The organism is Corynebacterium sp. HMSC08A12, from assembly GCF_001807485.1.
GTDB lineage: Bacteria > Actinomycetota > Actinomycetes > Mycobacteriales > Mycobacteriaceae > Corynebacterium > Corynebacterium evansiae.
The window spans coordinates 89,315-113,200 of the sequence record NZ_KV789165.1 but is presented as its reverse complement, the minus strand read 5'-3'; the positions used below and the strand labels follow the sequence as shown (position 1 = coordinate 113,200).

The window sequence follows — 23,886 nt, the reverse complement described above, 5'->3', positions numbered from 1 at the left end:
GTACGCCGTCAGCGAACGCCCCCTATAAACCCCTATTCCCCGGCTCCCCCACAACCTGTTGCTTCATAGTTATTTTTTCAAACCGAGAACTTTTTAGTCCAGAAACATTAAAGTGATGCACGCCACTAAAACTTCGAGGCAGTGGTACTTGAGAACCCCTCCAAGAGGGCGCCTCAGGAGAAACCGCCACGGAGAGAGCACCCCAGAGATACCAACCCAGAGAAACCAGCCCAAAGAAACCAGCTCAGAGAGACTGGCCCAAGGAGAGTCACCCAGAAATGAACGCAGCAGCAGCCGCCCAGTTGCCCAAGCCCTCCCTCACCGAACAGATCGGGACCGCCGGCACACTTCTCAAAGGCACACTGCCCCTGTTCAAATCGGGCGTCCTGGGATCCATGGGTCCCGTCGCAGCCGGCAAAGCCCTCAAGGGCATCATCCAGTGGAGCTTCCTGCCCGCAGGCCTGCTGGCCATCGGCGCCGCGCGCGACCCGTACCACACGGCCATCATCGACGACGCCGGCTCGATGACCTACCAAGAACTGCACGAGCAGTCCACCGCCCTGGCGCAAGCCCTCTTCCGCACCGGCGTCCGCGAGCGTGACCGCATCGGCGTCCTGTGCCGTAACCACCGCGGATTCATTCTCACCCTGTGTGCACACGGTCGGTTGGGTACGGACATTGTGCTATTCAATACTGGGGCGTCAGCAAAGCAGACCCAGGCCGTGCTACAGGAACAAAAGATCGACATTCTTTTCATCGACGAGGAATTCCTGCCGCTTCTACCGAAGGATTTCGACGCCTGCCCGGTCGTCGTCGCCTGGGAAAACGGAGACACGCTAGGGCTTACCCGTGAGGCGGAGGAAGCACTGAAGAAGGCCTCCAACGTTCGGGATGCGATCAACAGTGGCGACTACGCCACCCGTAGTGAGGACTGGCCGTCCCTGCACGAGGTGCTGAGCACCACCCCGGAAAATCTCTCTATCCCCGCCCGCCCGCGCCAGGGACGCACCATCATCCTGACCTCCGGAACTACCGGCACCCCGAAGGGAGCGCGCCGACCGGAGCCGAAGACGTACATGCCAGCGTCCTCCATCATGAGCCGCATCCCGATGCGCCACCACCGGCCGTCGTTCCTCTCCGCGCCGATGTTTCACACCTGGGGCTTCGCACAGATCCAGTTGGCGCTCGCGCTGCGCAACACCATGATCATGCAGCGCCGCTTCTCCCCCGAAGCTGCCGTGAAGCTGATTGAAAAGAACCGCCCGTACACCATCGCAATGGTGCCGACGATGCTGCGCCGCATGCTGGAGGTTGTGCCGGAGAACTTCAACTCTGGCACGAAGATCATCGCCACCTCCGGCGAGGCACTGCCGCCGAAGGTAGTGCGCGAGACGCAGGAGAAGTTCGGCGACGTGCTGTACAACCTCTACGGTTCGACGGAAGTCAGCTGGGCTTCCATCGCCACTCCGGAGGATCTGCGCAAGCACATCAACACTGCCGGGAAGCCACCGATGGCAACGACACTGAAGGTTCTGGACGATAACGGCAACGAGCTGCCGAACGGCGAGATCGGGCGCATCTTCGTGAAGAACGACATGCTGTTCGAGGGCTACACGCGCCCCGGCTCCGACAAGGAGATCATCGACGGCATGGTGGCCACCGGAGACCTGGGCTACTACAACGACGAGGGCCTGCTGTTCATCTCTGGCCGTAGCGACGACATGATCGTCTCCGGCGGTGAGAATGTCTTCCCGCAGGAGACCGAGGACGTGATCAACTCCATGGATTGCGTCGCCGAGTCCGCCGTGCGTGGCGTGGACGACCCGGAGTTTGGCCAGGCACTATGCGCGTGGGTAGTGCCGGAGGACAAGAGCGCCGCCGAACTGACCGACGAAGAGAAGGCGGAGTTCGAGGAGAAGGCTAAGACGGAGGTTAAGGCTCACCTGGCTCGCCACAGTGTGCCGCGCTACTTCGTCTACCTGGACAAGCTCCCCCGCAACGCGGTGGGCAAGGTGGTCCCGCGCGAGCTGCCGCAGCCTTAGCCCCCAGTCCGCTCGCAGCCGCCCGGCCGCAGCCGTGGCCGCCCACCAGTCACGGCCTCGCCCCTAGGCCTGTAGCCACCTCGCAGCCCATCCAAAAAGGCTTAAATGTCGTTAGAACGAGAATACGTTATCGGAAACGTTTTTCGTTTTGGCAAAACTGCTGGTCAGAACGTTGCCGTCAGGGCTACACAGGTAGCAAATGTGACACTTTCTCGTTCTAACGACATTTAGCGCTGCGTAAAGCCAACCGAGGCGGTGGGCGCAAGCAAATGCGCCATAATGAGGGGCATGACCAACAACAGCCCCGACATCAACCCCAGCAACTCAAGCCCCAGCGAACCCAGCCCCCTCCGCCCGCGCGTCCTGTCCATCGCCGGCACCGACCCAACAGGCGGAGCGGGCGCGCAGGCGGATCTGAAGTCCATCATGGCGGCGGGCGGCTACGGCATGTCCGTCATCACCGCCCTGGTCGCGCAGAACACGCAGGGCGTGCGCAAGATCCACACTCCCCCGCTGGATTTCCTCCGCGCGCAGCTGGATTCCGTGTTCGACGACGTCACCGTCGATGCCGTGAAGATCGGCATGCTCGGCGACACGGAGACCATCCAGACGATCCGCGATTACCTGCAGAATCACCAGGTCACGACGGTGCTGGATCCGGTGGCGGTGGCTTCCTCGGGCGACCGGCTGCTCACTGCGGACGCCGAGGACGCACTGCGGGACTTCGCTGCCGCTTCTTCGGTTGTGACGCCGAACCTCCCCGAACTCTCACTCCTGACCAAAACCGAACTGGCCACCAGCGAGCAGGAGGCCGTGGAGGTTGCCGCAAAGTGGGCGCAGGAAACCGACACCACCGTCATCGTGAAGCTGGGTCACCTGGCCGGGCCGGAGGCCGGAAACATTGCAGTATCCCCTGCCGGGAAGACGCATAAGGTCAGCTCCCCGCGCGTGGAAACAAAAAACACCCACGGCACGGGGTGTTCTTTGTCTTCTGCGCTGGCCACTCGGCTGGGCGCGGGTGATTCACTGGAGGATGCGCTGGATTGGTCTACTAAATGGCTCAACGAGGCCATCGCCAATGCCGACCGTTTGCTAGTCGGTAAAGGCCATGGCCCCGTTGATCACTCGGTGCGCCTGTTCTAGGCAGCTAGGCGCAGGTGCAAGCGCGCGGTTCGACGCAAGGCAGCTAGGCGCAGGCACGAGCGGCGGCTAGCAACGTAGCCGCTGCCTGCGCTCTCGCGCAGCCAGCTACTACTTGAGCTCCTTGGAGGAAAGACCCAGCTCGCGGCGAGCAACAACCAGCTGCTGAATCTGCTGGGTGCCCTCGAAGATGTCCAGGATCTTGGAGTCGCGGGCCCACTTCTCCAGCAGGTCACGCTCGGAGTAGCCATAAGCGCCGGCGATCTCAACCGCACGCAGGGTCAGGTCAGTAGCCATGCGGCCGGCCTTCGCCTTGCACTCGGAGGCTTCCTTGCTGTTCGGCTGCTTGTTGTCGGCCATCCAGCCTGCGCGCAGGGTCATCAGGTATGCAGCTTCCCAGTCGCTCTCCAGGCGAATGTACTCGCTGGCAGCTGCGGGCTGGTTCCACGCGGGGGCGTCATAATCGATCTCTACACCTGCGTCGGTGAGGATCTCGCGCAGCTTCTCCAGGGAAGCGCGGGCGACACCAACGGCCATGGCGGCAACCATCGGGCGGGTGTTGTCGAAGGTGGCCATCACGCCACCGAAGCCCTTCTTGGTGTCCACCTCCGGGGAACCCAGCAGGTTCTCCTTCGGGATGCGGACGTTGTCCAGGATGAAGTGCGCGGTGTCGGAGGAGCGGATACCCAGCTTGTGCTCTAGGCGGACCAGCTCGAAGCCCGGGGTGTCGCGCGGGACGACGAAGGACTTGATGGCTGCACGGCCAGCGGACTTGTCGACGGATGCCCAGACGACAACGTGGGTGCAGCGCTCGCCGGCGGTGACGAAGATCTTCTCACCGTTCAGCACGTACTCGTCGCCGTCCAGCTTGGCGGTGGCGGCGACGGCTGCGGAGTCGGAGCCGAACTGCGGCTCGGTGATGGCCATGGCGGCCCAGATCTTGCCGAAGCGCTCGAGCTGCTCGTCGTCGGCGACGGCTGCTACGGCTGCGTTGCCCAGACCCTGGTAGGGGATGGACAGGGTGAGTCCCACGTCGCCCCAGCAGGTCTCGAGGACGTTGAGGATGGAGGCCATGTTGCCGCCATTCTTGACGCCCTCAGTCTTCTTCTTGTCATCGCCGCGGCCACCGGAGGCGCCAGCCATTGCCTGGCCGGCGTCTGCCATGCCCTCGACCAGGCTGGCCATGGTGTCCAGCTCGACGGGGCGCTCGTGCTCCGCGAGGTCGTACTTGCGGGAGATGGGGCGGAAGATTTCGGCGGCGGCCTGGTGCGCTTGGTTCTGGCCCGCCTTCAAACGCTTGGGGAGTTCCAGATTAATCATGATGTGGTTCCTTCAAGTTCCTTGTGCTTATTCGATATGGATTCGAATTGTGGCGGGGTTAGACGACGACTACGCCCTCGGCGATGCCGATGGCGCGCATGTCGCGGTACCAGCGCTCGACCGGGTGCTCCTTGGTGAAGCCGTGGCCACCGAGCAGCTGCACGCCGTCGAGGCCCATGACCATGCCCTTGTCGGATGCGTAGCGGCGGGCAAGGCCGGCTTCGCGGTTGAAGGACAGGCCTTGATCCAGGCGGGAAACACCGCGCAGCAGGATCAGGCGCAGGCCGTCGAGCTCGATGCGCAGGTTGGCGACCATGAAGGCCACTGCCTGGCGGTGCGAGATCGGCTCGCCGAATGCTTCGCGCTCGTTGACGTACTTCTTGGTGTATTCGAGGATGGCCTCGCCGGTGCCGGCTGCCAGTGCGGCCCAGCCCAGGCGGGAGCGGCGGATGATCTCCGCGTAGTTTTCCTTGCGCTCGTCGGCGGGCAGGTCCTTGCCACCCAGCAGCTGGCTGGCGGGAACGCGGACGTCCTTCAGCAGCAGGCGACCCAGGGCGGCGGCACGCAGACCCATGGACGGGTCAGCTTCGACGACCAGCCCCTCAGTGTCGGACTCGACGATGACGAAGGTGTTCTCGCCGTCGAGATTCACTGCGATGACGAACAGCTCGGCCTTGCCTGCGTTCGGAACCATGGTCTTCACGCCGTTGATGACGATGTCGTCGCCCTCGCGGACGGCGGTGGTCTGCAGAGTGAACGGGTCGAACAGCGGGCGGGACTCGGAGACGACCACTGCGGAAGCCGGGACGGACTCGCCCGCGAACTCCGGCAGGTAGGTCTTCTGCTGAGAGTCGTCACCGTAGTTGGTGATGACGTTGGCCACGCCGGCCGGTGCCAGGATGGCGACGGCCTGGCCCATGTCGCCGAATGCCAGGGCCTCGGCGATCAGAGCGTTGGTGGTGGCACCGGAGGCGGAGGCGATGCCCTCGTACTCTTCCGGCAGGTTGATCAGGGCAACGCCCAGCTCGGCGGCAGCTTCCAGCAAGCCCTCTGCCGGCTCGGATGCCTCGTTCTGGTCGTGGCCGGTCGGGCGCAGGCGCTCTTCAGCGAACTCGCGCACGGCGGCGACGATCATTTCCTGATCCTCGGTCGGGGTCAGGTCGAACGGTGCCTTGCCCGGTGCCGGTGCCTCGGTCGGGACGGGCTGGTTGTTCTCGTCGGTGGTCTGGTTGGCCAGGCGTACCGGCTTGCCGGAGCCCTTGATCTTCTTGAACTGGCGGTTCACGGCACCGAGGGTGCGCATGCCGGTCTTGGTGGACTGGTAGGCAACGCGGTCCACCTTCTTGCTCAGACCGTACTTCTCTGCCAGGTCGGAGCCGGTGAACTTCGTCAAGACTCCCATGACGGTACCGATTGCGTCTCGCTTGATGTTGTTCAGGCCAGGGGTTGAATCGGCACGCTTGCTTCGGTCGCTCATTTCGTGCGGCCACCTTTCACTGGTTGTCAGCGCAAATCTCATATCTGCATGTGCGGATAATTATGTACGTAGCATAAACCAGGATAATGGCGCGCATCACATCTTGGGCCAAAATATTGATTGAATTACACCCACACGGGCGAGCTGCACGCCAGCTACTCCCCAACTATTCGAGGCACCGGTGCCCGCCTTTCACGCGCGCAGCCCCCGAACCACCCCCGAAGAACTCCCTCTAGCTCCCCCTCGAGCCAACCGGCCCCGGCAATAGATCCCACCGCAATCTACTGCCGGTGTTTGGCCGTTAGTTCTCGCGCTCCGGCTTCACGATCGGGAACAGCACGGTCTCGCGGATACCCAGGCCGGTCAGGGCCATCAGCAGTCGGTCGATACCCATGCCGGTGCCGGCTGTCGGCGGCATGCCCTGCTCCATAGCAGCCAGAAAGTCCTCGTCCAGGCGCATGGCTTCATCGTCGCCATTGGCCGCCAGGCGTGCCTGATCCTCGAAGCGCTCGCGCTGGATAACCGGGTCGATCAGCTCGGAATAGCCGGTGGCCAACTCAAAGCCGCGGACGTACAGGTCCCACTTCTCAGTGACACCCGGCTTGCTGCGGTGCTGGCGGGTCAGCGGGGAGGTCTCCACGGGGAAGTTACGCACGAAGATAGGGCCTTCCAGCTGGTCCTCGCACAGAACCTCCCAGATCTCCTCTACTAGCTTGCCGTGGCCCCAGCCGCCCTTGGCGGGAACGTCTAGGCCGATAACCTTGGCGATCTCCTTCAGTTCCTCAACGGTGGAGTCGATCGTCACCTCTGGCTGGCCGGGGTACTTGCGTGCAAGCGCCTCGTTCAGCGAGGGGTACATCTCGATTTCCTTCCATTCCCCGCCGAAGTCGTACTCGGTGCCGTCGGCGAGGCGAACCTTGCCGGTGCCCTCCAGGTCGGTGCCCTTGGTCAGCTGGTCCACGATGTACTGGATGGATTCGCGGGTGGTGCGGGCGCAATCGTCGTAGTCGCCCCATGCAGCGTAGGTCTCCAGCATTGCGAACTCCGGGGAGTGGGACTTGTCCACGCCCTCGTTACGGAAGTTCCGGTTGATCTCGAAGACGCGGTCAATGCCGCCCACCACGGCGCGCTTCAGGAACAGCTCCGGTGCGATGCGCAGGTACAGGTCAATATCCAGCGCGTTGGAGTGCGTGACGAACGGGCGGGCTGCCGCGCCGCCGTGCAGGGTCTGCAGCATTGGGGTTTCGATCTCTACGAAGCCCTCGCCCTCCATGTAGTCGCGCAGCGCACGGATGACCTTCACGCGCGTCATTGCGTTCTTGCGGGCCTCCTCGCGCACGATCAGGTCGTTGTAGCGCTGGCGCACGCGGGTTTCTTCGTTCATTTCTGCGAAAGCTACGGGCAGCGGGCGCAGAGACTTGGCAGCCATGACCCACTCGCTGGCCATGACGGACAGCTCACCGCGGCGGGAGGCGATCACGCGACCAGTCACACCGATGAAGTCGCCGAGGTCCACGTCAGCCTTCCAGGCCGCGAGTGCGTCCTCGCCAACCTCCGCCAGGGAGAGCATGGCCTGCAGCTGCGTGCCGTCGCCGTCCTGCAGGGTGGCGAAGCACAGCTTGCCGGTGTTGCGCATGAAGATCAGGCGCCCGGTCACGCTCACTACGTCCTGGGTTTCTTCGCCTGCGGCGAGGTAAGTGACGCCCTCTGCCTCAACCGGCTGCTCTTCAGCTTCACCGTCAGTCTTCTTCACTGCCCACTTTGCGCGCACCTCGGCCAGGGAGTGGGTGCGTGGCACCTCTACCGGGTAAGCGTCCTTGCCGGATTCGAGGATGCGCTGCCGCTTTTCACGGCGGATGCGTAGCTGTTCGGGCAGGTCTTGTACGGGGGTATTTGCTGCGTCAGTCACGCTTACAAAGCCTAGCGCATGAGGGGTACGGGTAATCGATTGAGGCATGCAGGTCGCCCGGGAGTGTTAGCTTTAGGGAACATAAGACGTTTTGTTCCCCTTACTCCTAGGTAACTCCCTCCAGTCATTTAGTTTCACCAGCCACAACCGGTAATGATCCGGAAATAGTCATAACTAGAAATCCATAACTAGAAAACAAAGGAAGCACTCGACATGCCTTCTTCACGCCCCGCTACCCGCACCCGCAGCCACGCTCGTACTTACGCCCGCACCCTGGCAGCCTGCCTAGCTGCGGGCGCTTTGACTTTCACCGCCAGCTGCTCCGCCTTCCAGCGCCCAGAGGGCGCCAGCGAAGAAATCTCCTACGGGGGGCAAACGGGCGGATCCGGTGGTAGCGAAGGGCAGCCCGCTCCGAGCAGCTATTCGGAAGTTTCACCGGAGATCAGCGATGACCAGCTACGGGAGATCTTCGCCGACGGGAAGTTCAACGACTGCAAGCTGGATCAGAAGTTTTACGATAGCGCCTACTTGGATGGCGGGAAGATGATTCCGCTGGATTCGGCCGATGCCTATGTCAATGCGGAGACTTGTTCTGGTTATGTAAAGCCACAGATCAGTGGTGACCAGCCCGAGGAACTCAAGGATACGTCGATCTACATCGGACTGTCCGCTACCAAGTTTGGCTCCCAGCTCGAGGAGTTGGCCAGCAACGATACCGAGCGGAATGAGCTATCCGATGAGGGCCTCAAGGGGTGGCAATCCATCGAGCTGCAAGACATGTGCGTACTTGCCGGCCCGGAGGGCACTCCGCTGGAGTACGCGGAGATTATCTCCACCTACACCTGCGACCCCGTCAAGCCTCTGCTGCGTTCGCTGACTAACCTGGCTAACCGCTACCAGGAGCTAAAGGGCGAGGAAGCGAAGATCGGCGGAGCTGAAGACCCGTTGGAGATCGGCGATCGCGTCGAGATGGATCTCGTGGACGATGGCTTCCGCGAAGCTCGCGACAAGGCCAAGTCCAAGGATGAGCCGACCACTGAAGAGGTGGGAATCGGCAAGGTGGAGATGAAGCTGAAGGATTCTGAGATCCTCATCGACAATCCACGGGACTACAGCAAGCTCTGTGTCGAAGTGGAGTATGACTACGAGGACAGGGCCCCGCTCGTTCCCCCGACCGAGATCGGCATGCAGTCTCCCAACGGCGAGTTCGAGGTGATGAAGGTCGCAGACAATACCATCAGGGCTCTTTCCGATGGCAAGGGTAGCCAGCGTTACTGCTCGGAGGTTGGCATACGATTCGGCAACACCGACTTCGTCGTTACCGGCTTGAAGACTCTCTCGGCGACTAAAGAAGCACTAGAGAAAGAAGGAATCCCGCTGTGGCGCATCCACGTAGAGCGCCGCGACGACGGGAAGTACGAGATCAGCTAAGCCTCCGGGTGGCGCGGGTTCTTCAGCCCCGAGCCGTCCGGCACGTGAGCCGGGTCGCCGCCGAGCTCCACCTGCTTGTTGTTTTCGTCCACGAAGACCACGCGCGAGGCGTAGTTCTTCAGGTCTTCCTCGCTGTACTGGGCATAGCCGATGATGATGACAAGGTCGCCGGGGCTGATCAGGCGCGCGGCGGCACCGTTGATGCCGATCACGCCGGTGCCCCGGTCGCCGGTGATGGCGTAGGTCGTCAGGCGATTGCCGTTATCGATATCGACGATATCGATCTGCTCGCCCTCGAGGATGTCGGCAGCTTCCATCAGATCAGCGTCGATGGTGCACGAGCCGACGTAGTGCAAGTCGGCCTGCGTGACCGTCGCACGGTGGATCTTTGATTTCAGCATTGTTCGCAACACGGGTGAACACCTTACTCGGGGCTAACCAAATAAGCTATTTAGCTGTTACTTTGCTCGGCGCCAATATGGCGCCCGGGCAACGCGCGAGCGGCGCGCGAGCGCTGCTCGCGCAAGCGTTACTCAATGCGAGCCACTTAAGCATTCCGGTGCGCGCCGTCGCTCGGCAGTGCAACCACGAACTCGGGCTCGTTGAAGCCCTTCTCCGCGAAGGCCCTGGCCACCGCTGCGGCGGTCGCCTCCACCTGATCCTCGCGCAGCAGCGCAATCGCGGAGCCACCGAAGCCACCGCCGGTCATGCGGGCGCCCAGCGCGCCTTCGGCCATCGCAACGTCCACAGCAGTATCCAGCTCCGGAACGGTGACCTCGTAGTCATCGCGCAGGGAGGCGTGGCTGCCCTGCATCGACCGCCCGAAGGCCTCCATGTCCCCGGCGCTGACCTGGCGGATCGCCTCAGCGGTGCGGTCGATCTCGCTGACCACGTGGCGCACGCGGGCGGCCACCACCACCGGATCCATGTTGTTGGCCTTGGCCCAGCCCACGGAGGCATCCTCGGCCTCCTCGGCGAAACGCAGGCTGCTAACGCCCAGGTCGGCGGTCACTCCGTCGATCACGGCGCGCCGCGCGGCGTATTGCCCGTCGTTCAGCTGGTGTGGGGCGTTCGTGTTCATAATGAGGATCGCCAATCCGCGCGCCGCGATGTCGAAAGGCACCTGGGTGGCGCTGTCTTCGGCGAAGTCGATGGCCAGCGCGTGGCCGGCTTGGCCGAACAGCGAAATACGCTGGTCAAGCCCGCCCGTCGAGGCGCCGACTACCTCGTTTTCTGCTCTTATGGACGCCCCCATGAGCCCGTTGCGAGCCGCATCATCAAGGGACTCGCCGCCGTATAGGTCGAAGGCCGCCAGAGCCGCCGAGCACTCCAGCGCTGCGGAGCTGGAAAGCCCCGCACCGACGGGAACGTCGGACTCGATGGCGAGGTCCAGGCCACCGGCGGGCATCAGGCCGGCCTCGGTGGCCGCCCAAATAGCACCCACTGCGTAACCCGCCCAGTTGGCGGGGTTACCGGGACCGACCTCGGCGACGGGGATCTCAAAGTGAACAACCTCCGCGGGGTCGCCGAAGCGGGAGGCCACGCGGTACACGCCGTCTTCGTTCTTGGCGGCTGCCACGTAGGTGCGCTGGGAAAGCGCGAAGGGCAGGCTGATGCCATCGGCGTAATCGACGTGCTCGCCGATCAAGTTCACGCGCCCCGGCGCGGACCACACGCCCGCCGGTCCATAGCCGTAGACCTGCTGGAAAAGGGATTGCACGTCGGCAGTGCCCTGCTCCTCGGAGCGGGTCTGCAGCCACCGCGGAGTACCAGCGTTCTGTGCTGCGTTGGTTTGGTTAGTTGGGGTTTCGTTAGTTGGCATTGTCGGCGACCTCCCGGAAGCGCTCGGCGATCCTCTCCGGGGTGGTGTCGGAGATCCAGGCCTCCTGGCCCGACTCGCTACCGGCCAGGAACTTCATGCGGCCCGGCGAGCGCATCATCGAATACAGCTGCAAGTACAGGCGACCGTTCTCCCGGTCCTCCCCCACCGGCGCCTGGTTCCAGGCGGCGATGTAGGGGGTGCGCTCCACACCCTCGAAGAAGCGATCCATGCGCCCCAACAGATCCAGGTAGAAGCGGGTCAGCTCGTCCTTTTCCTCGTCGCTCAGCGCCGCGAAGTCTGGAACCGCCCGGTTAGCCATGAGGATGACCTCCACCGGCCACTTCGCCGCCGCCGGCACATAGGCCGTGAAGTGCTCACCGGCCAAAAGTACACGGGTGCCGGATGCCTTTTCGGCGGACAAGGTGGCGTCAAAAAGATCCTTTCCGGTTTGCTCCCTAAACGCCCGAGCGCGTGCAGCTACCTCGGCGGCGCGCGGCGGGACGAAGGGATAGGAGTAGATCTGACCGTGCGGGTGCTGCAAGGTCACGCCGATCTCCTTGCCGCGGTTCTCGAAGGGGAACACGTAGCGGATGCCTTCGATGGCGGAGAGCTCGGCGGTGCGGTGCGCCCAGGCCTCAACAACCGTGCGGGCGCGCTCGTAGGGCAGATCCCTAAACGAGGAATTCACGTCCGGGGTGAAGCAGACAACCTCGCAGCGGCCGATAGCGGGCTTGCGGGGGAACAGCTCCTGGCCGTCGACGTTGGTGGCGAAGTCCTCCGGCACCTCCATGTGGACCGACAGGGACGGGAAGCGGTTCTCGAAGACCACCACGTCGTAGTCGTCGGCGGGCACCTCGGTGGGCAGCTCACCGGGCTTGGTGGGAGCCAGCGGGTTCTCGTTGGCCGGGGGCATGAACGTGCGGTTCATGCGGTGCGCGGCATAGACGTACCACTGGCCCGTCAGCGGGTCCTGGCGCATCTCAGATTCCGTGGTAGCCTGCGGCAGGTCGCGGGAATCGTGCAGCTCGCGCTGCTTCTCCCCCGCAACGTAGGCCGGCTCGTCGTCGAAGTACAGCAGCTCGCGGCCGTCCGCCAGCGTGGTTCGGGTTACTTTGAATTCGTGCTGCACAGCGTGGATCACTTCCTAAAAGGTCCTTGGGTGGGATGGTGCTTAGGTTGAAAATGCCCGCCTCCGGGTGGGGCGGGCATGTGCGTTATTTAGCTTGCGAAGCTGGTGAGTCAGCAGAGTCAGCAGAGTCCACAGTGTCCGCAGGTTCGTCGATCTTGATCGGATCCAGCTTGGTCCACAGGAAGAAGACCGCCGCCACAGCGACCATGGCAAGCCCGCAAACCAGGTTATACGTTTCGTTCTTCGGCTCGCCGGTGGTCACATCCATGCCCGGATCCAGCAGGAAGTAGCTGATCAAAAGCACAAGTCCGTACAGGCCCATGAGGGAACCGATGACGTTGCGGATGTCGAAAGCGCCGGCCATGTGGGAACGCTTGGTTTTCTTAGCCGTGTTGTTAGCCATTGTGTCCGTTCACTCCTTTCTGAAAGTTTAAGCGCTCTTAGGCGAACACGATGTTGAGGACGAGTGCCATAGCCAGGCAGAGGATGCCCAGCGGAACCGTGCGGCGGTACCACGGCAGGGTGGCCTCGGCGGCGTCCGTGAGGTTCTCCTTCGGGGTGACGGACTTGACGAAGCCCACCAGCTCCTCGTCCGGCTTCGGCTCGGTGACCAGGGAGACCAGGACGGAAACGATGATGTCCGTGACGAACGCCAGGGAGGCGGCAACGAAGGCCGTACCCTGCCCCGGCAGGTTGAAGAAGGTTGCGTCGGTGCTGCCGAAGGTGGCCACAGCCCAGTAGACGATTGCCACACCCGTACCGGAAACCAGGCCCACCCAACCTGCTGTGGGCGTCATACGCTTCCAGAACATACCCAGGATGAAGGTGGCGAACAGCGGCGCGTTGAAGAAGCCGAACAGCGTCTGCAGGTAGTCCATGATATTGCCGAAGTTGGATGCCAGCAGGGCGGTGAACACGGCAATGACGGTAGCGCCGACGGTCGCGATACGTCCGACCTTCAGGTAGTACTCGTCGTCGCGATCCTTGACGATGTAGGACTCCCAAATGTCGAAGGAGAACACGGTGTTGAAGGCGGAAATGTTAGCCGCCATGCCGGCCATGAACGCTGCCAGCAGACCCGCGATAGCCACGCCCAGCAGGCCGTTCGGCAGCAGGTCGCGCATCAGGTACAGGATCGCGTCGTTCGGCTCGGCGGAACCATCCATAATCGGGGTGACGGTCGCACCCGCAACCATGCCCGGGATGACCACCAGGAACGGGATGAACATCTTCGGGAACGCACCGATGATCGGGGTCTTGCGCGCGGACGACAGCGAATCAGCCGCCATGGAGCGCTGCACCTCTACGAAGTTGGTGGTCCAGTAGCCGAAGGACAGTACGAAGCCCAGGCCAAAGACCAGGCCGATGGCGGAGACGATCGGGTTTTCGAAGCCCGAGATCTCAGTACCCGGCCAGGTGTGGAAGTGCGACGGATCCGCGACCTTCTCCTGCAGGCCGGACCAACCGCCGACCTGGTGTAGGCCGATCATCGTCAGCGGCAGCAGGGCCGCGATGATCACGAAGAACTGCAGAACCTCGTTGTAGATGGCGGCGGACAGGCCACCGAGGGTGATGTACGACAGCACGATGGCCGCGGCCACCACCAGCGTGACCCACAGCGGCCAGCCGAGCAGGGAGTTAACCACCTTGGCCAGCAGCAGCAGGTTCACGCCGGCAATCAGCAGCTGGGCTACGGCGAAGGAAAGGCCGTTGACCAGGTGTGCGCCCTTGCCGAAGCGGCGGAGCATGAACTCCGGTACGGAACGCACCTTGGAGCCGTAGTAGAAGGGCATCATCACGATGCCGAGGAACACCATCGCTGGGATCGCGCCGATCCAGAAATAGTGCATGGTCTCGAAGCCATACTGCACGCCGTTAGCCGAGTGGCCCACGATTTCTACGGCGCCCAGGTTGGCGGAAATGAAGGCCAGGCCCGTCACCCATGCGGGTAGCGAGCGGCCGGAGAGGAAGAAGTCGATTGAGCTGGACACTTTGGACTTTGCTGCCCAACCGATGCCCAGGACGAACGCGAAGTAGAGGGCGACCAGCGCGTAGTCTACCCAGCTCGCGTCCAGGCGTAGTCCTTCAGCCGTCATAGCTGCGAACCTCCAGGAACGTCATGTTCCCGTCCCAGGCGCCAACGGTCACGTTTTCCAACTACCAGCGACGAGAACTATTGGATATATATGCGTCGCTAATTTTAACGCCGCGGGGTGCGTTAAAGGAAATTTTTTTCTATTTCTGAAACTACTTCGGTTCTTGGGTTGTGACGCCCTCACGCGGCGCGAAAGAGATCCCGCATTCGAAGCTGTGATTCTCGCCTGGTTGCAGGCGAATGAGGTCCCTACCGGAGCGTAGAGCGTCCGGCGGGCACGTCATCGGCTCGACGGCCAGAGCCCGGCCCACGCCAGGGTAGCCCTCGCGGCGGGCCGGGTCGGCGGTGAAGACCTGGAACCAGTCGAAGCCCTCTCCCACCCAGAGGCGCACGCCCTCGCCGTCCGGGTTGAGTAGTCGCGCTTCGGCCAGCGCTTTCTCCTGCACATCGATCTCGCCGAAGCAGTGGTCCAGCCACACCCCGGCCATACGCTGGCCGAATTCCACATCTGGCAGCACCCGGCGAGCCGGAAACTCCGGCCCGGCGGGCAGGTTACGCACGGAATCCAGAGGCAGATTCGTACCGACAGGCAGGTGTAGAACGCAGTCGTCCAGTGGAGCGCCCAGGGCACTCAGGTATGGGTGCCATCCCAGGCCGAAGGGGCAGGAGGCATCGGCCTCGTTGCGGACGTCGAAGGTGGCGCGCAGACCCTCATTCGCATCGAGCGACCACGTCATCCGCATGCGCAGCGGCCACGGCCACCCTTGGCGCAAGCCGGTGGACAGCTCCAGCGCTACGAAGTCCTCCCCCTGGTCGGCGACGTGCCAGGCCATCTGCCCCACGAATCCGTGGATCGCGGTGGCGCGGGCCGGCTCCGTGATGTCCAAACGGTGCAGCACGCCGTCGTGGGCGAAGACCCCGTCGGCGGTTCGGTTCGGCCATGGGGCCAGCACAATTCCGGAGGATAGCGGCGGGTAGGCGCCCTCTGGGTAGGAAACCACCAGGGGCTTGCCCGCGTAATCCAGGCTGCGTAGCCCGCCGCCGAAGGTGGAGATGCTGGCGCGGTACTCCCCGGCGGAGATGTCCACGAAGGAGTGCGAGTGTCGCTTCAAAGTTTCGAGTTCGTCGCTCATGGTCCTACTCAGCTCTACTCAGTTCTACTCACCTGCGTTGTCCGCGGGCTCGCCGCCCTCGCCGCCGTCGTCCAGGCCCTTGAAGCCGGTGCCCAGGGGCACGCCCACGTTGTCGATCAGGCGTGTGGTTCCAACGCGCGCCGCCACCAGCAGGCGGGCCTCGCCGTCCTCCGGGGTGTCGGAAAGGTCCGTACCGCGCAGCTCAAGATAGTCGACGTCGATGCCCGAGGCGGCGTCCAGAATAGATCCGGCAGTCTGCAGCACCACCGCAGGGCCCTGCTCGGCCACGAAGGCGCCGGCGGTCAGGGCGGCGGACAGGGTGAGGGCGAGCTCGCGCTCCTCATCGGAAAGGTAAACGTTGCGGGAGGACTTCGCCAGGCCATCAGCCTCGCGCACGATCGGCACGCCGTGGACCTGCACCTCCATGTTCAGGTCCGTGACCATCTGCTGGATCAGCAGCAGCTGCTGATAGTCCTTCTCCCCGAAGAAGGCGTGATCGCAGTGCGTGATGGTGAAGAGCTTGTTCACGACCGTCAGCACGCCCGCGAAGTGGGTCGGGCGGTGGGCACCCTCCAGGATGCGGCCGGCCTCGCCCGGGTGGATAGTCGTGCGCGGACCGTTGGGGTACATCTCGCGGGGGTTGGGGGCGAATACCGCGTCCACGCCCGCGGCCTTCAGCTTCGCCACATCCTCGTCGAGGGTGCGCGGGTAGGCATCCAGGTCCTCCCCTTCGGCGAATTGCAGGGGGTTCACGAAAATACTGACCACAACCAGCGCGCCCGGAATCTGCTGGGCGGCCTGCACCAGCGAGAGGTGCCCCTCGTGCAGCGCGCCCATCGTGGGCACCAGCGCCACGGGGCGGCCCGCCTTGCGCATGGCGCGGGTGAGCTGCCCGATCTTCTCGATCTCGGTGAAAACCTCTGCTTGGCCAGGTGTGAACGTCATGGCTCTTACTCTAGATCCAGCAGCCTTTCGACCTCAATAGCCCCCGCTTTAAGCGCAGTGCGGCGGGCCATCGCGGTGTAGGCGGCCTCAGCTGCCCCTTCCTCGGCTGAGTCTGGCCCGTCCTCCAGCTCCCGCAGCGCTGCACGGTGGCGCATCACAGCCTCCGCGTCGTCGCGGGCTACTGGGCCGGTCAGCCCGTCCATGCGTTTTTCCAGCGCGTTATCCACCGCGGCGTGGGCGATACGGCGCAGCAGCAGGGCGCTATCGGGGCTCTCCCCCGGCGCTTCCAACACGCGGTCCAGGATCTCCTGGGCATCAGTCAGCAGGGTCACCAGGTGGTTGGCCGCGTGCGCCATCGCCGCGTGGTAGGCCGCCCGGCGGTGTTCGGGGATGGCAACGGGAACCCCACCCAGGCTGGCCACTAGGGTTTGCGCGACCACATCGCCGACCTCGGAATCGCTAGTCACACCCCATGCGCAGCCGTCCAGCCGCTCGCTATCTGCCGGGGTGCCGGTGAAGGTCATCGCCGGGTGCAGAGCCAACGGCAGCGCGCCAGTATCGGTGATCGGCTGCAGGATCTCGCAGCCAAACGCCCCGGAGACGTGCGCCACGATCTGCCCGTCGCGCGTGTGCTGCGCGACTTCCTCCACCACCTCGGGCAGCTTCGGGTCCGGCACCGCCAGCACCACGAGCGCGGCGTGGGCGGTGCTGTCTAGGTTGATGCGGGGTATGTTCGGGATTCTTTCTGACGCCAACTTTTCCGAACGTGCCGAATGCGCATAGATGCCATGCACGTGGTGGCCGGCGCGTGCAAAGGCCTCCGCCAAAGCCACGCCTACTTTCCCGGCGGAGATGATGCCGACGGAGAGGCGTGGCTGTTGAATGTCCGAGTTGGTTGTCGGGCCTGTCACAGGTGGTTTTTACTTCTCTCGATTCTTGAAGCGCTGCATCAGCTCTGCGACAGTGAGGCCGTTTTCCACCTCATCGGCGCGACGGCGACCGTGGGTGGTTGCCGTTGCCTCAGTCTGCTCGCCCTGCTTCGCGGCAGCGTCCTGGGCGCCAGCGTCCTGGGCGGCGCCAGTGCGGGCACGGCTGGGGCGAACGGCCTCGGCGCTCGGCATCTGCGCGCGGCGCTTCTGGGCGGGCTTGGGCTGAGTGGGCTTTTGCTGAGTGGCCTTGTGCTCTGCGCGCTTGGCCTCGTCCATCGCCGTTGTGTCCACGACCAGTGGCAGCTGGGAGGTCTCCTCGGAGTCCTGGCCGGTCCAGTTCACGGCGGCGAAAGTGCCGGTGTTGAACTTCGGCTTGCTGCGGTGCTGTGCCTTGTGCGGCTGGGCTTCCTGCTGGCCCGCCGACTGCTGCTGTCCTGCGGTCTGTCCGGCAGAGCTGCCTGCAGCTTGCGGCGCCTGGCCACCCACGCTGTGCCCCAGCTCGCGGACTCGCTCGGCAGTCGCGCGCACCGCGCGCTGCTCGCCCTCGTCGAAGTTCTCGCCGGTCAGCTCCGCCAGCTGCTTGCGCATGTGAGCCAGCTCCGCACGCAGCTCCTCCAGGTGCTTATCGCGCTGATCCTGGGACTTCTTGGCCTCTGCGGCGTACTTCGCCTGCGTCGCAGCCTCGCGCTTTTCCAGCTGTGCGCGCTCGTGTTCCAGCTGCGACTGGAAGTAGCTCTCCTGGTTCTCCGCCTGCTCGCGCGCCAGCTTCAAGGCGCCTGAGTAGCGCAGCACCAGCACCACGCCGAAGAAGGCAGCCCAGAGGGCGGCGATAAGCGCCACCTTCAGCCAACCATCGGAATCCATTAACAGCATCAGCACGCTGGCCAGCAGCGCCAGAACCACCAGGCCGAACATGAGGAAGCGGGAGAGTCCCGAAGGCTCGTTGGAAGCCACGGAAGATCCCTGGAAGTTGGAGTCGTCCTCGTACCCCAGGGATTCCGGGGACTGGTGCCCGTCGAAGGGCTGCGACTGCGGCTGGTGAGACTGCTGTGGCTTAGGAGACTGCTGGAAGCTCATGGACAACACACTACCCAACGTCGAGCCCGTTGGGCGTTAATGGCGCATCCGGCGGTGGCGCTTCGCAGCTGCGTTCCAGCCAAACCCCGGCCACGACGGCCGCCAGAGCTCCCAGCGCTCCGGCGATCACGCCCGGCACATCGGCCTCCGCGGCCATAAGGTGCCCCGCGTTCGGCAGAACATAAATTCCCACCCCGACAAACATTCCCAGGAACACCGCCCCGGCCCATGCCGTGGCCTGGCCAAGCGCCAGCCACTGAACCACCGTCGTCGGCTGCATCTGTGTGCGATCCATCCCCACCCCGCTGCTGCTGCCGATGCGCTTGCGGATCACCCAACCCGCCACAGCGCACACGATTGCGAAAATCCACAGCAGCACGGAGCCGGTGGTCTTAATTGGCGGGAAGCTTCCATAGAAACTCAGCGTGCTGACCCAGGCGATGAGGGCGCCCACGATCGCCACGACAGCCAGCGTGGAGATCTTCGTGCGCTTCAGCGGGCTCATGTGCTGCCTCTTTATCCCTCGTCTTTAGTTCTCGCCAGGGCCCGAAAGTTCGGATGGATCCGCCGGGACGATGGCTTCCCGTTCGGCGGGATCAACATCTTCTAGCCACTCCAGGATGCCTCGCCCGCCCAAGGTACACCAGGGTTCCCGGGCCAGCTGCAGGTCGCTCAGCGGCACCAGCACAAACGCCCGCTCGTGGGCGTAGGGGTGCGGAATAACCAGCTCAAACCCCCACTTTCCCTGGGACTGCAGGGGCTGGGACTGGGCGTCAAAACAAAAAAGAATGTCCACATCGACGGTGCGCGGGCCCCACCGGACCTCGCGCTCCCGCCCCGCAACGGCCTCGGCGAATTGGCAGTGGTGCAGCAGCGCGAGCGGGTCCAGCGACGTGCGCACGGCCACCACGGAGTTGCGGAACTCCTGCTGCTCCACCCCACCCCATGGCGGGGTGACGAAGATCCGCGACTTCTCCACAATCTCGATGGCCGGGTGCATCGCCAGCAGCTCGTAGGCGCGTTCGATCTGTGCGGTGGGGCTGCCCACGTCGCCGGGCATGTTCGAGCCAATTCCCAGGAAGGCTGTGATCATCGCTTGGACCTCCGCGCCACCACCCGCACGTCGGCGAACGGGTGGGCGATCGGCGCCTGCGGCTTATGCACCGTGACCTCCACGGCGTACACCCCGCCCAGCTCCGCGATCTGGTCCGCGATGTTCGAGGCCAGAGTTTCGATCAGATCGTGACCCTCCTGCACCTCGACCGCGTTCACCGCGATGTCGGCCAGCTGCACGTAGTTGATCGTGTCTTCCAACGAGTCCGAATCTGCCGCAGCGCGGAAGTCCGTCCACACCACCATGTCCACGATGAACTTCTGGCCGGTGTCCTTTTCGTGCGAAAACACGCCGTGGTGGCCGAAAGCCTCCACGCCGATGAGCTCGATGCGGTCAGCCACGTCGCGCCCTCCATTGCTCGTCGATGTCGGGGCCGCGTCCGGTGGCCATGGCGTGTGCAACGTCCACTGCGGCCCGTGTCGGGGCTACTTTATGCACCCGGACGGCCCATGCGCCAACTGCCGCCGCCAGCGCGGAGGTGGCCGCCGTCGCATCGTCCGCCGATTCTGGGGTGCCGGGGTTGCCGTCGCTCGCGGGGCGCAGCGCGGTGAGGAAGCGCTTGCGCGAGACCCCCACCAGCACCGGATAGCCCATCTGCACCAGCCGGTCGGTGGCGCCGAGCAGCTGCCAGTTTTCCTGCGGAGTCTTCGCGAACCCGATGCCGGGGTCCAGGTAGATCTGTTTCTTTGTGACGCCTACCGCCTCCGCCGCTTCGATCCTCTGCTCTAGCCAACGGATGACGTGGCCGACGATGTCCTCGCCGTGGTCGTGGTAGCCCTCGGCTCCGGCGAAGTCCGCGGCGTTTCCCTTGTTCCAGTGCATGAGGATGATCGGCAAGCCGGATTCTGCGGCCAGCGGAAGCATGTCTGGGTCCGCCAGGCCACCGGAGACGTCGTTGAGGTAGGTGACGCCCGCTTTCCAGGCGGCCCGGGCCGTGGATGCCCGCATCGTATCGATACTGGTGGCGATGCCCCGGCGGGATAACTCCTCGATGACGGGGGTGACGCGGGCGGCCTCGACCTCCGGGGCGACGCGGGTGGCGCCCGGACGGGTGGATTCCCCGCCGACGTCGATGATGTCCGCGCCGTCGGCGACCATCGCCTCGGCGTGCGCCAGCGCGGCCGCGGTGTCCGGGTAGGCCCCGCCGTCGGAGAAGGAATCCTCGGTGACGTTGAGGATGCCCATCACGAGGGTGCGCTGGGGGTTGGTCGCGCTGGGCTTGTTTGCGTTGGGGTTGTTTGCGCTGGGGTCAGTCACAGCAGAACCCGTCACGGCCGAATCAGCGCCATTGCCTCTGCACGGGAGGCCGCATTGCTCTGGAAACCGCCACGGACCGCGGAGGTCACCGTGTTGGCACCGGGCTTACGGATGCCGCGCATCGCCATGCACAGGTGCTCGGCCTCCAGGACAACGATCACTGCGGAGGGATCCAACTTGTCCACCAGCGCGTCGGCCACCTGCGAGGTCAAGCGTTCCTGAACCTGTGGGCGCTTCGCCAGGCCGTCAATCAGGCGGGCCAACTTGGACAGGCCTGTGACCTTGCCGGATTCACCGGGGATGTATCCGATATGCGCCTTGCCGAAGAAGGGCACCAGGTGGTGCTCACACATGGAGTAGAAGGTGATGTCGCGCACGAGCACCAGCTCGCGGTGATCCTCGCTGAAGGTCTTGCTGAGAACCTCCGTGGGGTCCTCGTACAGCCCGGCGCACGTCTCGCGGTAGGCGCGAGCCACACGGGCCGGTGTTTCCTGCAGACCTTCGCGGTCGGGGTCTTCGCCGATGGCGAAAAGGAGTTCGCGGATGGCCGCCTCTGCCCGCTCCTGATCGAAGGAGCCAGGGTCGAGCGGCTGCTGTGGGTTATTCACTACTTGTCTTCCTGCCTGTGCTGGCCACCGGACTCGTTGCCGTTGTAGCCACCGTTGTGCTTATCCCAAGGGAACGTCTGCTCCGGCATCTCGCCGCGGCGGTAACGCACCTGCGATTCCTGTGAGTCTTGCGGACGCTGCTGCTCTGCCTGCGGCTCCTGCTCGGGCTGCACAGCTTGCTTCTGCTGCGCGGGCTTCTCCGGCTGGTGATCCGGCTGCTCGTTGTCGGGCAGGCGGAAGCCGCGCTCCTCCTCCGGCGGAACCGGGCCGGCGGTGCCTTGACCCTGCTGGCCGTGCAGCGCCTGCTGGGCGTGCTGGCCCTGCTGGGTCTGTGGGAACTGCTGCTGGCCCTGCTGCAGGCGCTCGGCCTGGCGCTGCTCGTTCTGCGCCTTGCGCTTTTCCATGCGGGCACGGCGGGCAGCGGAGAAGAAATTGGTCTTCTCCGGTGGCTCCTCGCCACGCTCGCGGGCCAGCTCGACCGGGGTCTTCACCGGCTCGCGGTGATCGCACGGGCGATCCAGATCCTGCATCGGGAAGATGTCCGAGACCTCGCGGGTATCGATGCCCTCGAAGATGGCCTCCAGGTCCGGGCGGCGCAGAGTCTCCTTCTCCAGCAGCTTGGAAGCCAGGGTATCCAGATATTCCCGGTTCTCGCGCAGCACGTCGTAGGCCACCTGCTGGGCCTTGTTCATCAGCATGCGCACCTGCTCGTCGATCTGGTTGGCCACATTCTGGGACGGCTGGTTGCCGCCCTGGCCGCCACGGCCGACAAACGGGTCGCCGTCGTCCTGGCCGTACTTCACGGCACCAACAACGGGGCTCATGCCGTACTCCACCACCATCGCGCGGGCGATGTTCGTGGCCATCTCAATATCCGCAGAAGCGCCAGTGGTCGGGTTGCCAAAGACCAGTTCCTCAGCAGCGCGGCCGCCCATGGCGAAGACCAGGCGGGCGAACAGCTCGGAGCGGTTGTACATGCCCTTGTCGTCCTCGGGGGCGGTCATGGCGTGGCCACCGGTGCGGCCGCGCGCCAGGATCGTCACCTTGTAGACGCGGTCGATGTCCTTCATCGCCCAGGCAGCCAGCGTGTGGCCGCCCTCGTGGTAGGCGGTGACTTTCTTCTCGTGCTCAGAGATGATCTTCGAGCTACGGCGCGGTCCACCCACCACGCGGTCGGTGGCCTCTTCCAGCGCGTCGGCGGTAATCACGTTGCCGTCCACGCGGGCGGTCAGCAGGGCGGCCTCGTTCAGCACGTTCTCCAGATCCGCGCCGGACATGCCCGCAGTGCGCTTGGCCAGCGACTTCAGGTCCACGTCCTTGGCTAGCGGCTTATTCTTCGCGTGCACGTTCAGGATCTGCTCGCGGCCCGCCAGGTCCGGGTTGGTCACCGGGATCTGGCGGTCGAAGCGGCCCGGGCGCAGCAGCGCCGGGTCCAGAATGTCCGGACGGTTGGTGGCGGCCATCAGGATCACTCCGTCGCGGTCGCCGAAGCCGTCCATCTCCACCAGTAGCTGGTTCAGGGTCTGTTCACGCTCGTCGTGACCGCCGCCCATGCCGGCACCACGCTGGCGGCCGACCGCGTCGATCTCGTCGACGAAGATGATGCACGGCGAGTTCTCCTTCGCCTGCTTGAACAGGTCGCGCACGCGGGAGGCACCCACGCCGACGAACATCTCCACGAAGTCGGAACCGGAGATGGTGAAGAAGGGCACGCCTGCCTCGCCGGCCACGGCGCGGGCCAGCAGCGTCTTACCCGTACCGGGCGGGCCGTACAGCAGCACACCACGCGGGATCTTCGCTCCCAGCGCCTCGTAGCGGCTCGGGTCGGTCAGGAAGTCGCGGATCTCGTCCAGCTCCTCCACAGCCTCGTCGGCCCCGGCGACGTCGTCGAAGGTCGTGTCCGGGTTGTCCTTGTTCAGCTGCTTGGCGGTGGACTTACCAAAGCCGAAGGCGCCCATGCCGCTGCCGCCCTGCATGCGGGACAGCATGAACATCAGCAGGCCGAAGATCAGCAGCATCGGCAGCAGCATCACCAGCAGGCTGCCCAGGAAGCTATCCTCGGTGACCTTGGTGTTGTACTTTTCCGCCTCGGACTTCTTCACCGCGTCGAAAATCTCGGGCGCCGCCCGGCCGGGGTACTTCGCGATGACCTGCTCGATGTCCTTCTTGCCTTCGACCTCGATAGAGTCCTTCAGCTTCAGCTGTACCTGCTGCTCACGATCGTTGATCTGAGCTTCCTTGACGTTCTTGTCTTCCAGCTGCTTCAGCGCTATCGAGGTCTCGACCTCGTCGTAGCCGCGGGCGTCATCAGTTAAAACACCGAACGCATAGATCGCGATGAGGATCACAGAGACAATGCCCGCGATCCTCAGTACCTTCTTCTTGTCCATATTTCCTAGAGTGTTGTTGGTTTTGAATGCCGTGCGAACAGCGCTGCCATTTGGAGCTTATTGGATTG

The 23,886-nt window shown here is 64.1% G+C and carries 20 protein-coding genes and 1 pseudogene; 3 read left to right on the top strand and 18 right to left on the bottom strand.

Features of this window, described 5'->3' with window-relative positions; translation table 11 throughout:
- The first annotated feature begins 278 nt into the window (after positions 1-278).
- Both HMPREF3166_RS00860 and thiD read left to right on the top strand, forming a co-directional pair.
- Entirely contained in the window at positions 279-2,042 is a 1,764-nt protein-coding gene (locus HMPREF3166_RS00860) for an AMP-binding protein (RefSeq protein ID WP_070487263.1), read from the top strand.
- Positions 2,043-2,321: 279 nt separating this feature from the next.
- Positions 2,322-3,167, top strand: a pseudogene (gene thiD / locus HMPREF3166_RS00855) (bifunctional hydroxymethylpyrimidine kinase/phosphomethylpyrimidine kinase); the annotation flags it as partial.
- A gap of 126 nt (positions 3,168-3,293) precedes the next feature.
- Here the strand turns inward: thiD and HMPREF3166_RS00850 are convergent.
- From HMPREF3166_RS00850 to lysS, 3 genes are all read right to left on the bottom strand, one after another.
- A complete protein-coding gene (locus HMPREF3166_RS00850) occupies positions 3,294-4,502 on the bottom strand; it encodes an acyl-CoA dehydrogenase family protein (protein WP_005296808.1) in 1,209 nt (402 codons plus the stop codon).
- A gap of 58 nt (positions 4,503-4,560) precedes the next feature.
- Entirely contained in the window at positions 4,561-5,979 is a 1,419-nt protein-coding gene (locus HMPREF3166_RS00845) for an acyl-CoA dehydrogenase family protein (RefSeq protein WP_049049742.1), read from the bottom strand.
- Between the two features lie 301 nt (positions 5,980-6,280).
- Positions 6,281-7,888, bottom strand: a complete 1,608-nt coding sequence (lysS, locus tag HMPREF3166_RS00840; protein WP_035004699.1) for a lysine--tRNA ligase — start codon at positions 7,886-7,888, stop codon at positions 6,281-6,283.
- A gap of 213 nt (positions 7,889-8,101) precedes the next feature.
- On the opposite strand from lysS, the gene HMPREF3166_RS00835 reads away from it, so the two are divergent.
- Positions 8,102-9,319 (top strand): hypothetical protein, encoded by a 1,218-nt coding sequence (locus tag HMPREF3166_RS00835; protein WP_083293773.1) that lies wholly within the window; start codon positions 8,102-8,104, stop codon positions 9,317-9,319.
- Here the strand turns inward: HMPREF3166_RS00835 and panD are convergent.
- The 15 genes from panD to ftsH all read right to left on the bottom strand — a co-directional run bounded on the left by panD (position 9,316) and on the right by ftsH (position 23,818).
- Complete coding sequence (gene panD, locus HMPREF3166_RS00830; protein WP_034965414.1) at positions 9,316-9,732, bottom strand: aspartate 1-decarboxylase; 417 nt, start codon at positions 9,730-9,732, stop codon at positions 9,316-9,318. The two genes, HMPREF3166_RS00835 and panD, sit on opposite strands and share 4 nt — an antisense overlap.
- 134 nt (positions 9,733-9,866) lie before the next feature.
- Positions 9,867-11,141 carry a galactokinase gene (gene galK / locus HMPREF3166_RS00825; RefSeq protein ID WP_070487262.1) on the bottom strand — a complete coding sequence of 425 codons (1,275 nt, stop codon included), beginning with the start codon at positions 11,139-11,141 and terminating at the stop codon, positions 9,867-9,869.
- Positions 11,131-12,282: a galactose-1-phosphate uridylyltransferase gene (gene galT / locus HMPREF3166_RS00820; RefSeq protein WP_070487261.1), complete on the bottom strand. Its 1,152-nt coding sequence runs from the start codon at positions 12,280-12,282 to the stop codon at positions 11,131-11,133. Before galT ends, galK begins: the two co-directional genes overlap by 11 nt.
- A gap of 73 nt (positions 12,283-12,355) precedes the next feature.
- Positions 12,356-12,673, bottom strand: a complete 318-nt coding sequence (locus tag HMPREF3166_RS00815; protein WP_035004705.1) for a hypothetical protein — start codon at positions 12,671-12,673, stop codon at positions 12,356-12,358.
- Positions 12,674-12,710: 37 nt separating this feature from the next.
- Positions 12,711-14,366, bottom strand: coding sequence for a sodium:solute symporter family protein (locus HMPREF3166_RS00810; RefSeq protein WP_035004706.1), 1,656 nt, complete (start codon positions 14,364-14,366; stop codon positions 12,711-12,713).
- A gap of 151 nt (positions 14,367-14,517) precedes the next feature.
- Positions 14,518-15,498, bottom strand: coding sequence for an aldose 1-epimerase family protein (locus HMPREF3166_RS00805; RefSeq protein ID WP_070487260.1), 981 nt, complete (start codon positions 15,496-15,498; stop codon positions 14,518-14,520).
- Between the two features lie 24 nt (positions 15,499-15,522).
- Positions 15,523-16,443: a pantoate--beta-alanine ligase gene (panC, locus tag HMPREF3166_RS00800; RefSeq protein ID WP_070487259.1), complete on the bottom strand. Its 921-nt coding sequence runs from the start codon at positions 16,441-16,443 to the stop codon at positions 15,523-15,525.
- Between the two features lie 5 nt (positions 16,444-16,448).
- Positions 16,449-17,354 (bottom strand): Rossmann-like and DUF2520 domain-containing protein, encoded by a 906-nt coding sequence (locus tag HMPREF3166_RS00795; RefSeq protein WP_070487258.1) that lies wholly within the window; start codon positions 17,352-17,354, stop codon positions 16,449-16,451.
- A gap of 9 nt (positions 17,355-17,363) precedes the next feature.
- Positions 17,364-18,449: a DUF6779 domain-containing protein gene (locus HMPREF3166_RS00790; protein ID WP_070487257.1), complete on the bottom strand. Its 1,086-nt coding sequence runs from the start codon at positions 18,447-18,449 to the stop codon at positions 17,364-17,366.
- 10 nt (positions 18,450-18,459) lie between these two features.
- On the bottom strand, positions 18,460-18,954 hold the full coding sequence (locus tag HMPREF3166_RS00785) for a DUF3180 domain-containing protein (RefSeq protein ID WP_035004713.1): 495 nt from the start codon (positions 18,952-18,954) through the stop codon (positions 18,460-18,462).
- Positions 18,955-18,978: 24 nt separating this feature from the next.
- A complete protein-coding gene (gene folK / locus HMPREF3166_RS00780) occupies positions 18,979-19,542 on the bottom strand; it encodes a 2-amino-4-hydroxy-6-hydroxymethyldihydropteridine diphosphokinase (RefSeq protein ID WP_070487256.1) in 564 nt (187 codons plus the stop codon).
- Positions 19,539-19,904 carry a dihydroneopterin aldolase gene (gene folB, locus HMPREF3166_RS00775; RefSeq protein ID WP_070487255.1) on the bottom strand — a complete coding sequence of 122 codons (366 nt, stop codon included), beginning with the start codon at positions 19,902-19,904 and terminating at the stop codon, positions 19,539-19,541. The genes folK and folB overlap by 4 nt, the downstream gene beginning before the upstream one ends.
- Complete coding sequence (gene folP, locus HMPREF3166_RS00770; RefSeq protein ID WP_070487254.1) at positions 19,897-20,835, bottom strand: dihydropteroate synthase; 939 nt, start codon at positions 20,833-20,835, stop codon at positions 19,897-19,899. The genes folB and folP overlap by 8 nt, the downstream gene beginning before the upstream one ends.
- Positions 20,832-21,428: a GTP cyclohydrolase I FolE gene (folE, locus tag HMPREF3166_RS00765; RefSeq protein ID WP_049049731.1), complete on the bottom strand. Its 597-nt coding sequence runs from the start codon at positions 21,426-21,428 to the stop codon at positions 20,832-20,834. Before folE ends, folP begins: the two co-directional genes overlap by 4 nt.
- Entirely contained in the window at positions 21,428-23,818 is a 2,391-nt protein-coding gene (ftsH, locus tag HMPREF3166_RS00760) for an ATP-dependent zinc metalloprotease FtsH (RefSeq protein WP_070487253.1), read from the bottom strand. The genes folE and ftsH overlap by 1 nt, the downstream gene beginning before the upstream one ends.
- Between the last annotated feature and the right edge of the window lie 68 nt (positions 23,819-23,886).